Annotated in this window: 13 protein-coding genes; 10 read left to right on the top strand and 3 right to left on the bottom strand. The window is 66.7% G+C overall.

Features of this window, described 5'->3' with window-relative positions:
* The first annotated feature begins 19 nt into the window (after positions 1 to 19).
* The 4 genes from C5O79_RS20485 (at position 20) to C5O79_RS20470 (ending at position 3,143) form a co-directional block, all read left to right on the top strand.
* Positions 20 to 565 carry a methylamine dehydrogenase light chain gene (locus C5O79_RS20485; RefSeq protein WP_011354212.1) on the top strand — a complete coding sequence of 182 codons (546 nt, stop codon included), beginning with the start codon at positions 20 to 22 and terminating at the stop codon, positions 563 to 565.
* Positions 562 to 1,062 (top strand): cytochrome c, encoded by a 501-nt coding sequence (locus C5O79_RS20480; RefSeq protein ID WP_122476581.1) that lies wholly within the window; start codon positions 562 to 564, stop codon positions 1,060 to 1,062. Before C5O79_RS20485 ends, C5O79_RS20480 begins: the two co-directional genes overlap by 4 nt.
* 101 nt (positions 1,063 to 1,163) lie before the next feature.
* On the top strand, positions 1,164 to 1,604 hold the full coding sequence (locus tag C5O79_RS20475) for a cytochrome c (RefSeq protein WP_235442051.1): 441 nt from the start codon (positions 1,164 to 1,166) through the stop codon (positions 1,602 to 1,604).
* A 33-nt stretch (positions 1,605 to 1,637) separates the two neighbouring features.
* A complete protein-coding gene (locus C5O79_RS20470) occupies positions 1,638 to 3,143 on the top strand; it encodes an aldehyde dehydrogenase family protein (protein ID WP_047849542.1) in 1,506 nt (501 codons plus the stop codon).
* A 139-nt stretch (positions 3,144 to 3,282) separates the two neighbouring features.
* Here C5O79_RS20470 and C5O79_RS20465 read toward each other — a convergent pair whose 3' ends face one another.
* A complete protein-coding gene (locus tag C5O79_RS20465; protein ID WP_046548501.1) occupies positions 3,283 to 4,866 on the bottom strand; it encodes an isocitrate lyase in 1,584 nt (527 codons plus the stop codon).
* Between the two features lie 610 nt (positions 4,867 to 5,476).
* Here C5O79_RS20465 and C5O79_RS20455 point away from each other — a divergent pair.
* The 6 genes from C5O79_RS20455 to C5O79_RS20430 all read left to right on the top strand — a co-directional run bounded on the left by C5O79_RS20455 (position 5,477) and on the right by C5O79_RS20430 (position 11,204).
* Positions 5,477 to 6,430 (top strand): choline ABC transporter substrate-binding protein, encoded by a 954-nt coding sequence (locus C5O79_RS20455; RefSeq protein WP_046548500.1) that lies wholly within the window; start codon positions 5,477 to 5,479, stop codon positions 6,428 to 6,430.
* A gap of 81 nt (positions 6,431 to 6,511) precedes the next feature.
* Complete coding sequence (locus C5O79_RS20450) at positions 6,512 to 7,441, top strand: 3-keto-5-aminohexanoate cleavage protein (RefSeq protein ID WP_046548499.1); 930 nt, start codon at positions 6,512 to 6,514, stop codon at positions 7,439 to 7,441.
* Positions 7,442 to 7,528: 87 nt separating this feature from the next.
* Positions 7,529 to 8,494: an L-carnitine dehydrogenase gene (locus tag C5O79_RS20445; RefSeq protein WP_047849543.1), complete on the top strand. Its 966-nt coding sequence runs from the start codon at positions 7,529 to 7,531 to the stop codon at positions 8,492 to 8,494.
* A gap of 12 nt (positions 8,495 to 8,506) precedes the next feature.
* Positions 8,507 to 8,995, top strand: coding sequence for a thioesterase family protein (locus C5O79_RS20440; RefSeq protein WP_046548498.1), 489 nt, complete (start codon positions 8,507 to 8,509; stop codon positions 8,993 to 8,995).
* A 33-nt stretch (positions 8,996 to 9,028) separates the two neighbouring features.
* Positions 9,029 to 9,985, top strand: a complete 957-nt coding sequence (locus tag C5O79_RS20435; protein WP_122476579.1) for an alpha/beta hydrolase — start codon at positions 9,029 to 9,031, stop codon at positions 9,983 to 9,985.
* Positions 9,986 to 10,007: 22 nt separating this feature from the next.
* The gene (locus C5O79_RS20430) at positions 10,008 to 11,204 is read left to right on the top strand and encodes a TauD/TfdA family dioxygenase (protein WP_122476578.1); all 1,197 of its coding nucleotides are present in this window, start codon (positions 10,008 to 10,010) and stop codon (positions 11,202 to 11,204) included.
* Between the two features lie 200 nt (positions 11,205 to 11,404).
* Here the strand turns inward: C5O79_RS20430 and C5O79_RS20425 are convergent, their stop codons facing one another.
* Together C5O79_RS20425 and C5O79_RS20420 are read right to left on the bottom strand one after the other, a co-directional pair.
* Positions 11,405 to 11,701, bottom strand: a complete 297-nt coding sequence (locus tag C5O79_RS20425; RefSeq protein WP_046548495.1) for a DUF4148 domain-containing protein — start codon at positions 11,699 to 11,701, stop codon at positions 11,405 to 11,407.
* Positions 11,702 to 11,914: 213 nt separating this feature from the next.
* Entirely contained in the window at positions 11,915 to 12,901 is a 987-nt protein-coding gene (locus C5O79_RS20420) for an oxidoreductase (protein WP_122477504.1), read from the bottom strand.
* Positions 12,902 to 12,960 lie beyond the last annotated feature (59 nt).

Raw genomic sequence — 12,960 nt, 5'->3', positions numbered from 1 at the left:
TTCAAGGGAGCACAACGACATGGGCCTGTTTGATTCATGGTTCGAGCGGTCGGCGCGCGGCGTCGCGCAGCACAGTTCGCGGCGCAGTGCAATGGCTAAGCTCGGCAAGGTGCTGGTGGGATCGGCGATGTTGCCGCTGCTGCCCGTCGATCGCACCGCGTATGCGGCCGATGCGGCATCGGGCGCGTCGGCCGCTTCCGGCGGCGCCGCATCGGGGGCGAGCGACGACCCGATGAGCTGCGACTACTGGAAATACTGCGCGATCGACGGCTGGCTGTGCAGTTGCTGCGGCGGCACGTCGAGCAGCTGCCCGCCGGGCACGACGCCTTCGCCGATCACGTGGATCGGCACGTGCCGCAACCCGCACGACGGTTCGGACTACATCGTGTCGTACAACGACTGCTGCGGCAAGACTTCGTGCGGCAAGTGCTTCTGCAACCGCAACGAGCGCGAGAAGCCGCTGTACAAGCTGTCACTGAACAACGACATCAACTGGTGCATGGCCAACGGGAATTCGAACTATCACTGTTCGGTTTCGGTTCTGCTGGGAGCGGCAAAACAATGAAAGGGAAGCAAGCGGGAAAGCGCGTCGTCGCGAGCATGACGGCCGTGGCGGCCTTCGTGCTGGCAGGTGCTGCCGGCGCGCAGGAAGCCGTGCATTACCCGGCCGGCAAGAACCTGTTCGACGCGCAGTGCGCGGTGTGTCACCAGGCGGCCGGCAAGGGGCAGGACGGCCTTGCGCCGCCGCTGACCGAGTATCCCGGCAAATACGCGACGGCCGAGCCGGGGCGCGCGCAACTGGTCGCGACGCTGCTGCACGGGATGTTCGGCGAGATCACGGTGCACGACAAGCATTACAACTTCAAGATGCCGTCGTTTGCGAGCGCGAGCGACGACGATATCGCACACGTGCTCAACTACGTCGTGTTCGATCTCAACGCGCAGCATGGTGACGCGAAGCCGTTCACGGCGGCCGATATCCGCGCGGCGCGCGCGGAGGCGATGGACGGCACGGCCGTTCATGCGCAGCGCGAAGTCGTCATCAAGGGGCTTGGCCTGTGAAGCGCGCCCGCGCGCCCGGTGTTGGTGATGCAGCGCTGCGCTCGCAGGGCGCGGAATCGTCGTGGCTCGGCGGCCTGTCGCGTCGCGTGGCGTCGTTGCTGATGCTGACCGGGGCGGTCGTTGGTTTGGCCGCGGCACCCGTGCATGCCGAGGGCGCCGCCGGCGCGGCGCTCGCGCGGCAGCACTGGGTGCTCAACTGCATGGGTTGCCACACGGCGACGGGCGGAGGTATCCCCGGCAAGGTTCCGCCGCTCGCCAACTCGCTCGGCTATTTCACGCATCTGCCGGCCGGGCGCGAGTACGTGATGCGCGTGCCCGGCGCGTCGAACTCGGCGCTGTCGGACCAGGATCTGGCCGACGTGCTCAACTGGGTGCTCACGACCATGAACCGCGACGCACTGCCGCGCGACTTCAAGCCTTATACGGCCGCCGAAGTCGCCGCGCACCGCCGTCCCGCCTTTTCCGACGTCGCGACCGTGCGCGCCGGCCTCGTGCGCGCGTTGCAGGCACGGGGGATCGACGGCGTCACCGATCGCTACTGACCGACCCATTCAGGACATCGAGGAATCAAGAAGATGGAGACGAACGAACATTTCCCGCTGCTCGACGCCACGCGCGCGTTTCTCGCGAAGCCGAAGAAGATGCTGATCGGCTCCGAGTGGCGCGATGCGGCGTCGGGCCGCCGGCTCGACGTCGTAAACCTGGCCGACGGCACCGTGCTCGCGCATGTGCCTGAAGCGGACGAGCACGACGTGCAGCAGGCCATCGCCGCCGCGCGGCGCGCGTTCGACGCGGGGCCGTGGCGCTCCGTGAAGACCACCGACCGCGAGCGCCTGCTGCTGGCGCTGGCCGACCTGATCGAAGCGAATGCGCGCGAACTGGCCGAGATCGAGTCTCTCGACAACGGCAAGCCCGTGACGGTGGCGCAGGGCCTCGATGTCGCGATGGCCGCGCAGTGCTTCCGCTACATGGCCGGCTGGGCGACGAAGATCGAAGGCAGCGTGATCGACGCGGGCATGCCGTACATGCCGGACAGTGAGATCTTCACCTATACGCGCAAGGAACCCGTCGGCGTGGTCGGCGCGATCATTCCGTGGAATTTCCCGCTGCTGATGGCCGCGTGGAAGCTTGCGCCCGCACTGGCCACGGGCTGCACCGTCGTGTTGAAACCCGCGGAAGACACGCCGCTCGGCGCGTTGCGACTCGGCGAGCTGATTCAGGAGGCCGGCTTTCCCGACGGCGTCGTCAATATCGTCACCGGTTACGGTCACACGGCCGGCGCCGCGCTGTCGCGCGATTCGCGCATCGACAAGATCGCGTTCACGGGCTCGACGCAGACGGGCAAGACGATCGGCCACGCGGCGCTCGACAACATGACGCGGATGTCGCTCGAACTGGGCGGCAAGTCGCCGGTGATCGTGTTGCCCGACGTCGATCCCGACAAGGCCGCGCTGGGCGTGGCGAACGCGATCTTCTTCAACCAGGGGCAGGTATGCACGGCCGGGTCGCGTGCGTACATTCATGCGAAGGTGTTCGACGACGTGATCGAGCGCGTCGCGAAGATCGCCGCGAGCCTGAAGATCGGCCCGGGGATGGACCCGTCGACGCAGATCGGCCCGCTCGTCTCGGCGAAGCAGCGCCAGCGCGTGTGCGGCTACATCGACTCGGGCTTCGGCGAGGGCGCCCGTGCCGCCGCGGGCGGCCGTGCGATCGACGGCCCCGGCTTCTTCGTCGAACCCACCGTGCTGGTCGACACGACGCAGGCGATGCGCGTCGTGCGCGAGGAGATCTTCGGGCCGGTACTCGTCGCGATGCCGTTCGACGACGTCGATACAGCCATGCAGCTCGCCAACGACACGCCTTACGGCCTCGGCGCGAGCATCTGGTCGAACGATCTTTCCGCGATCCACAAGCTGATCCCGCGCATCGCGGCCGGCACGGTGTGGGTCAACTGCCACTCGCTGCTCGACAACGCGATGCCGTTCGGCGGAATGAAGCAGTCGGGTTTCGGTCGCGAACTCGGCCGTGCCGTGATCGACCAGTACACGGAAAGCAAGTCGGTGATGATGAACTACGCATGAGCGCAGCGGAGCGCGCGTGCGTTTCGTCGAGCTGCCGGTCGAGCCGACGGTGCTGGCGCACGCGTTCGTGCGGGTCATCGGGGAATAAAAAAAACGCCAACCCGGAACGGGTTGGCGTTTCGCCTGGCGATGACCGGTATCAGAACTGGTTCATCGTGTTGTCCTTGCCTGCCGCCTTCAGCGCTGCTTCGCCGCTGAAGTATTCCTTGTGATCGTCACCGATGTCCGAGCCGGACATGTTCTGGTGCTTCACGCAGGCGATACCCTGGCGGATTTCCTTGCGCTGCACGCCGGCCACGTAGCCCAGCATGCCCTGGTCGCCGAAGTATTCCTTGGCCAGGTTGTCGGTCGACAGCGCGGCGGTGTGGTACGTCGGCAGCGTGATCAGGTGATGGAAGATGCCTGCTTCACGCGATGCGTCGGCCTGGAACGTACGGATCTTCTCGTCGGCCAGCTTGGCCAGTTCCGTCTCGTCGTATTCCACGCTCATCAGCTGCGCACGATCGTAGGCCGACACGTCCTTGCCCTCGGCCTTCATCGCGTCGTACGCCTGCTGACGGAAGTTCAGCGTCCAGTTGAACGACGGGCTGTTGTTGTACACCAGCTTCGCGTTCGGGATGACCTTGCGGATCTCGCTGACCATGCCGCCGATCTGGGCGATATGCGGTTTTTCGGTTTCGATCCACAGCAGGTCGGCGCCGTTTTGCAGCGACGTGATGCAGTCGAGCACGCAGCGCGCTTCGCCCGTGCCGGCGCGGAACTGGAACAGGTTGCTCGGCAGGCGCTTCGGACGCAGCAGCTTGCCGTCGCGCTTGATGACGACGTCACCGTTGCCCAGCTGGTCGGCCGACAGTTCTTCGCAGTCGAGGAACGCGTTGTACTGGTCGCCCAGGTCGCCCGGCGTGTTGGTCACGGCGATCTGCTTGGTCAGGCCGGCGCCCAGCGAGTCGGTACGGGCGACGATGATGCCGTCGTCCACGCCCAGTTCCAGGAACGCGTAGCGGATCGCGCGGATCTTCGCGAGGAAGTCCTCGTGCGGCACCGTGACCTTGCCGTCCTGGTGGCCGCACTGCTTCTCGTCGGACACCTGGTTTTCGATCTGGATGCAGCATGCGCCTGCTTCGATGAACTGCTTGGCCAGCAGGTACGTGGCTTCCGCGTTGCCGAAACCGGCGTCGATGTCGGCAATGATCGGCACGACGTGCGTGACGTGGTTGTCGATCTTGTCCTGGATTGCGGCCTTCGCGGTGGCGTCCTTGGCGGCGTCGAGCTCGCGGAACAGGCCGCCGAGTTCACGGGCGTCGGCCTGGCGCAGGAACGTGTACAGCTCGCGGATCAGCGCGCTGACCGAAGTCTTTTCGTGCATCGACTGGTCCGGCAGCGGGCCGAACTCGGAACGCAGCGCAGCGACCATCCAGCCGGACAGGTACAGGTAGCGGCGTTCGGTGCTGTTGAAGTGCTTCTTGATGGAGATCATCTTCTGCTGGCCGATGAAGCCGTGCCAGCAACCCAGCGACTGCGTGTACTTGGCCGGGTCGGCGTCGTAGGCGGCCATGTCGGCGCGCATGATCTTCGCGGTGTACTTGGCGATGTCCAGGCCCGTCTTGAACTTGTTCTGGGCACGCATGCGGGCGGCGTACTCGGGGCTGATCGCATTCCACGCGCTGCCGTGGTTTTCTTTCAAACCGGCAACTGCCTTGATGTCGTCTTGATACTGGGCCATGTCAATCTCCTGGGAGCAAAGCGCGTTTGAGTAACTGGTTGAGCGTGTCCGCTACGTCTGTCGAAGCGGGCTGCATGGGATAAATAGTAACGCCGCCTGCCAAGCTTTTGGCGATGTCTTATATAAGACATAAGACATTATTTTGTGTTGATTTTCAACGAGTTACGCGGCGATTTTTGCAATGCAAAACAAGTTTTCAAGCGACGAAAAGGTGTCGCCGCGGGAAGTCGGTGCGAATTTCGCAATACGAAACGCGCTTTCGGCTGCTGGAGACCGGGGCAGCTTCACACGCGCCCGTGACAGCCGTTCGTCGGGGCGGTGCGAGCGGCGCTGGACCGAAGCCGCGCCGGCATGTCGTTTCGTCCGGGTCGAATCGAATGTATCGCGCCGCATGCGGACAAGCCGATTCCATCGGAAACACGTATGAAAACCCCGCCTATCAAGCCTCTCGGGAAGCCTAGTGGTTTCCACTCATAGTCGCAAATAGTCAAGAACAGGTCGCCGCCGGTCTTCTCGCGACCAATATGGCTCGTTACTTTTACTCCCACGATGCAGGCCGGGCACACCCCGCGCACCGGCTGCCGCGAGTCAAACCGGGAGGTAACGAACCATGAAGTCGACGAAGATCGCCGCGCTTGTCGCGGCCGTGCTGGCGACCGGCGCGTTCACACACGCGGCGCAGGCCGAAACGGATGCCGCGGCCTGCCGCACCGTGCGTTTCGCGGATATCGGCTGGACCGACATCACGTCGACCACGGCGCTCGCGTCGACCGTGTTCGAGGCGCTCGGCTACAAGCCGACCACGACGATCGCGTCGGTGCCGATCTCGTTCGCCGGCCTGAAGAGCAAGCAGCTCGACATATCGCTCGGCTACTGGTGGCCCGTGCAGCAGAAGCAGCTCCAGCCGTTCCTCGACAGCAAGTCGATCAACGTCGTCGAGCCGCCGAACCTGTCGGGCGCGAAGGCGACGCTCGCGGTGCCGAGCTACGAATACCAGGCCGGCCTGAAGACTTTCGAGGACATCGCGAAGCACCGCGCGGAACTCGACGGCAAGATCTACGGGATCGAGCCGGGCAGCAGCGCGAATGCGACGATCCAGAAGATGATCGACACGAACCAGTACGGGCTCGGCGGCTTCAAGCTCGTCGAGTCGAGCGAGGCCGGGATGCTGGTGACGGTCGAGCGCGCGATCCGCGAGAAGAAGTGGGTCGTTTTCCTCGGCTGGGAACCGCACCCGATGAACATCCAGCTCAGCATGAACTATCTCTCCGGCGGCGACGCGTCGTTCGGGCCGAACTACGGCGAAGCGCGCGTGTACACGCTCACGGCGCCGGACTTCATTTCACGCTGCCCGAACGCCGGCAAGCTCGTCACGAACCTGCGCTTCTCGACGCAGCTCGAGAACCAGCTGATGCAGTCGGTGATGAACAAGACGAAGCCGGCCGATGCCGCGAAGGCGTACCTGAAGAAGAACCCGCAGGTGCTCGATCCGTGGCTCGCGGGCGTCAAGACGTTCGACGGCAAGGATGGCCTGCCGGCCGTGAAGGCGTATCTCGGCCTGTGACGGATGGCCCGCGCGCCGCACGCGGTGCGCCCTGACGAAGTCCGCATTGCGACACAACCCGATTCAAGCGAGGCAACCAGCATGAACCACGAAGTCATCATCACCTGCGCCGTCACCGGTGCAGGCGATACGGTCGGCAAGCATCCGGCGATTCCGGTCACGCCGAAGGAGATCGCGGCGGCCGCGATCGAGGCCGCGAAGGCCGGCGCGACGGTGGCGCATTGCCACGTGCGCGATCCGCTGACGGGGCGCGGCAGCCGCGACCCGAACCTGTACCGCGAAGTGGTCGACCGCATCCGCTCGGCCGACGTCGACGTGATCATCAACCTGACGGCCGGCATGGGCGGCGATCTCGAGATCGGCCCGGGCGAGGACCCGATGCGTTTCGGCAAGGGCACCGATCTCGTTGGCGGCCTCACGCGCCTTGCGCACGTCGAGGATCTGCTGCCCGAGATCTGCACGCTCGACTGCGGCACGCTGAATTTCGGTGACGGCGACTACATCTACGTATCGACGCCCGCGCAGTTGCGCGCCGGCGCGAAGCGCATCCAGGAGCTCGGCGTGAAGCCGGAGCTGGAGATCTTCGACACGGGCCATCTGTGGTTCGCGAAGCAGTTGCTGAAGGAAGGGCTGCTCGACGATCCGCCGCTGTTCCAGCTGTGCCTCGGCATTCCGTGGGGCGCACCGGCCGACACGGGCACGATGAAGGCGATGGTCGACAACCTGCCGCCGGGCGCGCACTGGGCCGGCTTCGGGATCGGCCGCATGCAGATGCCGATGGTCGCGCAGGCGATGCTGCTCGGCGGCCACGTGCGCGTCGGCCTCGAAGACAACATCTGGCTCGATCGCGGCGTGCATGCGACCAACGGCACGCTCGTCGAGCGCGCGAGAGAGATCATCGAGCGCCTCGGTGCCCGCGTGCTGACGCCGGCCGAAGGCCGCCGCAAGCTCGGCTTGCCCGCACGCGGCGAGCGTCCGCTCGAACGCCGTGCGATCGCCGAGTTCGCGTGAGTGTTTGCCTGACTGATTGATACGACGCGGCGGCGCGCACAGGCGCGGCCGCCCATCGATTTCCCCTGATTTGAAGGATGCGTTGACATGGCTGTGAAGACCGACATCAAGACGTTCGCCGCCATCGGCACCGGCGTGATCGGCAGCGGATGGATTTCCCGCGCGCTCGCGCACGGTCTCGACGTGGTCGTATGGGACCCCGCGCCGGGCGCGGAAGAGCGGCTGCGCGCGAACGTCGCGAACGCGTGGCCCGCGCTCGAACGCGTCGGTCTCGCGCCGGGCGCCGATCCTGCGCGGCTGCGTTTCGTCTCGACGATCGAGGCATGCGTCGCCGACGCGGATTTCATCCAGGAAAGCGCGCCCGAGCGCGAGGCGCTGAAGCTCGAGCTGCACGAGCAGATCAGCCGCGCGGCGAAACCCGACGCGATCATCGCGTCCTCGACATCGGGGCTGCTGCCCACGGATTTCTACGCGCGGGCGACGCATCCGGAGCGCTGCGTGGTCGGCCATCCGTTCAATCCCGTCTACCTGCTGCCGCTCGTCGAGGTGCTCGGCGGCGCGCGCACGTCGCCGGAAGCGGTCGAAGGCGCGATGGAGGTCTATCGCAAGCTCGACATGCGGCCGCTGCACGTGCGCAAGGAAGTGCCGGGCTTCATCGCCGACCGGCTGCTCGAAGCGCTGTGGCGCGAGGCGCTGCACCTCGTCAACGAAGGCGTCGCGACGACCGGCGAGATCGACGACGCGATCCGCTTCGGCGCGGGCATCCGCTGGTCGTTCATGGGCACGTTCCTGACCTACACGCTCGCGGGCGGCGATGCGGGCATGCGACACTTCATGCAGCAGTTCGGCCCCGCGCTCGAACTGCCGTGGACGAAGCTGGTCGCGCCCACGCTCACCGATGCATTGATCGACAGCGTCGTCGAAGGCACGACCGAACAGCAGGGCACGCGCAGCATCAAGGAACTCGAGCGCTATCGCGACGAGTGCATCACCGAGGTGCTGAAGTCGATCGCCGCGGTGAAGGCGCGGCACGGGATGCGATTCGAAGACTGAGGACAAGAGACGATGACCGGCGATACTCCGCTGACGATTTACCGCGACGTGGTGCGGCCCGAATGGGTCGACTACAACGGCCACCTGCGCGATGCGTTCTATCTGCTGATCTTCAGCTTCGCGACCGATGCGCTGCTGGATCGCATCGGCCTCGATGACGCCGCGCGTCGCGAGCGGGGCCGCTCGGTCTACACGCTCGAAGCGCATGTGAACTACCTCCACGAGATCAAGGAGGGGACACAGGTGCGCGTCGACGCGCGCGTGCTCGCGCATGATGCGAAGCGGCTGCACCTGTATCTCGAACTGTTCGCCGGCGGGCATGACGATGCGGTGTCGGCGAGCGAGCAGATGTTGCTGCACGTCGATACGCGCGACGGCGCGAAATCGGCGCCGTTCGACGACGACGTGGCTGCACGCGTGGCCGAGCTGCATGCGTTGCAGCGCGATTGCGCGGCGCCCGCGTATGCGGGCCGCGTGATCGGGCTGCCGCCGCGCCGATAACCTGCGCGAACCTTCGACCTCGGAGCGCACACGATGCTCGAACCGGAAATCGCGGCCTTCGTTGCAGCCGTCGATGCGTGGTATCCGGCCGACGCGGCGGCGCGCTCGCCCGCCGACCAGCGCCGCCTGTACGACCGCTTCGCGGCCGAATGGACACCGCCCGCGCTGCCGGCCGGCATCGTGCAGCAGGATGCCGTCTGGCATGCATCCGACGGCCGTGCGATCGCGCTGCGGCGCTACACGTCCGTGCATGGCACGCCGCGCGGCACGGTGCTGTTCTTTCATGGCGGCGGCTTCGTCGTCGGCTCGCTCGACAGCCACGCGCTGATCATCGCGCAACTGGCGGCCGATACGGGGCTCGACGTGATCGCGGTCGACTACCGGCTGGCGCCCGAGCATCGCGCACCGGCCGCGCTCGAAGATTGCCTGGCGGTCACGCGCGCCGCGCGCGACGCACGCTGGCCGTTCGGGCCGTGCGTGCATCCGCTGACACTCGCGGGCGACAGCGCGGGCGGCATGCTCGCGGCGGGCGTGGCCACCGCGCTGCGCGATGCGGGTGAAGGCGGTGTCGACGGCATCGCGCTCGTCTATCCGATGCTCGGGTTCGAACCGCAATCGCCCGCGCGCGAAACGGAAGCGCACGCGCCGATGCTGACGCTCGACGACGTCCATCGCTATCGCGCGTTGTACTGGGAAGGCGGCTTGCTCGATGCGCTGGGAGACGGCAACCCGCTGCTGCGCGCATCGGTGCCGCTCGCCGCTTCGCGTTTCGACGGCCTGCCGCCGGTGCTCGCGATCGGCGCGGAGCACGATCCGCTGCGCGACGACGCGCGCGTGTACGTCGAACGGATTCGCGCGGCCGGCGGTGCCGCGCACTACTGGATGGGAGAGGGGCTGGTGCACGGCTGCTGGCGCGCGCTCGGAACGAGCCCGCAGGCGGCGCGGCTGCACCGGACGGTCGGCGGGTTTCTGCTCGCACCACACGCGTAGCGGGCGTTTCCGGGAGGCAACGATGCAGGCAGCGCAACACCGTATCGAGGACTGGCGGACGTTTTCGGGCGATGCAGCCATTGCGGCGGCGACGATTGGCGATGGCGCGGTGGACGTCGAATGGAGCGACACGCGACGATCGCCGTTTCATTTCGACTGGCTGCGCGACAACTGCGCGTGTTCCGCGTGCGTGCATGCCGTCACGCGTGAGCAGGTGTTCGAGATCGCGGATGCGCGCGAGGATCTCGCCGCGCTGACGGTGCACGTCGAAACCGACGGCGCGCTGCATGTCGAGTGGAACGACGGACATCGCAGTGCGTGGTCGCCGGGCTGGTTGCGCGCGCATGCGTACGACGACGCGTCGCGCGCGGAGCGCCAGGCCGCGCACGGGCGGCACGTGTGGGCGGGGGACGATGCGACAGCCATCGGCGTGTTCGCGTGGCGCGACGTGATGGAGGACGACCGCGCATTGCTCGCATGGCTCGCCGCGTTGCAACGCACGGGGCTGACGCTCGTCGAAGGCGTGCCGGCCGAGCGCGGCCGTGTCGACGAGATCGCGCGCCGCGTCGGCCTGATCCGCGAAAGCAATTTCGGCGTGCTGTTCGACGTCGAATCGAAGCCGCGCCCGGACAGCAATGCGTACACGTCGCTGAACCTGCCGCCGCATACCGACTTGCCGACCCGCGAGTTGCAGCCGGGCGTGCAGTTCCTGCATTGCCTCGCGAACGACGCGACCGGTGGCGACAGTATCTTCCTCGACGGCTTCGCGCTCGCCGATGCGCTGCGGCGCGAACATCCGGCGGATTTCGAACAACTCGCGTCGACGCCGTTCGAGTTCTGGAACAAGAGTGCGAACAGCGACTACCGCTGCTCGGCGCCGGTGATCGGGCTCGACGCGCGCGGCAATGTGACGGAAGTGCGCGTCGCGAATTTCCTGCGCGGGCCGCTCGATGCGCCGGCCGGCTCGGTCGCGGCGGTCTATCGTGCGTACCGGCGGTTCCTCGCGCTGGCCCGCGAGCCACGCTTTCGCGTGCAGCGCCGGCTGCGGGCGGGCGACATGTGGGCGTTCGACAACCGCCGCGTGATGCATGCGCGTACGGAGTTCGATCCGTCTACCGGGCGCCGGCACCTGCAGGGCTGCTACATCGATCGCGACGAGTTGCTGTCGCGATGGCGGGTGCTGTCGCGATCGGCTGCCGCCGCGGCAGCGCCGCACTGACGGAGGCGTCCGGCCTCATCGTGCCCGCACGCGTACCTCGTAGATGAAAAAACACCCGGACGCCAGGCGCCCGGGCGAAGCCACCCGCTGCCGGGCGGCGGAGGTATGCGTTTCACAAAAAAGACGAGCCCCGCAAGGGGGCTCGTCTGACCTTCGCGCTTCATCACGCGACGCGCGGCGCCCGCCGAGGGCGCATCGGCTTACTGGCCGAAGAAGATCGAGTCGCGAGCGTTCGACGATGCAGCCGGGGCGCCCGAGTGGACGGTCGGAGCCGGTTGTGCGCCGTAGCCGCTGGTGTCGGCACCATGAACACGCGCTTCGGCGCTCTGGATGTCGTTCGGGTAGTACGGGCTCGACAGGCCCGGCTTGTAGCCGGCTTGTTCGAGCTGAACCAGTTCGTTGCGCACTTGAGCGCGCGTCACGGTGCTTTGGGCGAATGCGCCAAACGAAGCGGACAGGGCGGCAGCGGCAACGACTGCGGAAACGAGCGATTTCATGATGACCTCCGGTGTTTTATTGAGTTCGCTCTTGACACCATGTCTTAAGCGATTGATCAAATCTTAGTCATCGGAGGGTTCAGGGTAAACGCTGATTTTGACGATAGATTGTTTCCTGGGCGGTAACAGTAGCCGTCGAAACAGTCTTTCAACCAGCTTTCTTTTCGGTTGGTGCAACAAGTCTGACGAATATTGCGGAGGACGATGCGCGGTTCAGCGCACCTCTGCCGCCGTGTCGAACGGCCGGCCCGGCGAGCGTCCGACCGGCGCGCCCGAGCTGAGGAAGCGCACGCCCGTCGCGGCTTCCGAGGCTTCCCACAGCAGCGCCGCCGAGGCCACGTCCCGCGCTGCGCGTGGCACGCTCGCGGGCGCCGGCAACCCGCGCGACTCGAACCAGCCGGACGGCCCGATGTAGGCGCCGCCGGCGAGATCAGGCGAGGTTGCCGCATGAATCGCGGGCAGCGCGCCCTGGTCGGCCGGCTGCGCGAGATAACGGTTTGCGGCGCGCATCAGCGCGGCACGGGTGGGCGAGCTGTCCATCGCAGGGCCCGCGAACTGCAGATTGGTCGCCGCGTAGCCCGGGTGCGCGGCCACGCTGATCCCGGCGAACGCCGCGCGCTCGAAACGGCGCTGCAGCTCGATCGCGAACACGAGATTCGCGAGCTTGCTGTCGCAATAGGCGAGATAGCGGTTGTAGCGGTGCTCGGCGCGCAGGTCGTCGACGCGGATCCGGCCGCCGCGGTTGAGGCCGCTCGACATCGTCACGACCCGCGCCCGGCGCGCGGCGCGCAACGCGGGCAGCAGATGGCCGGTCAGTGCGAAATGGCCGAGATGGTTGGTGCCGAACTGCATCTCGAAGCCGTCGTGCGTACGGCGCAACGGCAGGAACATCACGCCGGCGTTGTTGCAGAGGATATCGACGCGCCCATGGCGTTCGGCCACGTCGGCCGCGAAGCGTGCGATCGACGCGAGATCGGCGAGGTTCAGCGCATCGACTTCGACGCGGGCATCGGGATGGAGCCTGCGGATCGCATCGGCCGCCTGCGCGGCGCGGGCCGCGTCGCGGCAGCCCATCACGACCGTCGCGCCTTTCGCGGCCAGCGTTTCCGCCAGCTGCCAGCCGAGCCCGCTGTTGGCGCCGGTCACGACCGCGACCTTGCCGCCTTGCGCCGGGACGTGGCGCGCGCTCCATGCATGCATGTCTGCCTCCATCGGCGCGACCGGGCGGCCGCGGCGCGTAATCATTACATTGAGTGGTG

It is taken from the genome of Burkholderia sp. SRS-25 (genome assembly GCF_004343765.1).
In the GTDB taxonomy this organism is placed as follows: Bacteria; Pseudomonadota; Gammaproteobacteria; order Burkholderiales; family Burkholderiaceae; genus Burkholderia; species Burkholderia contaminans.
Note: the sequence above shows the minus strand (reverse complement) of the source record. Positions and strands in the feature narration are given on the sequence as shown.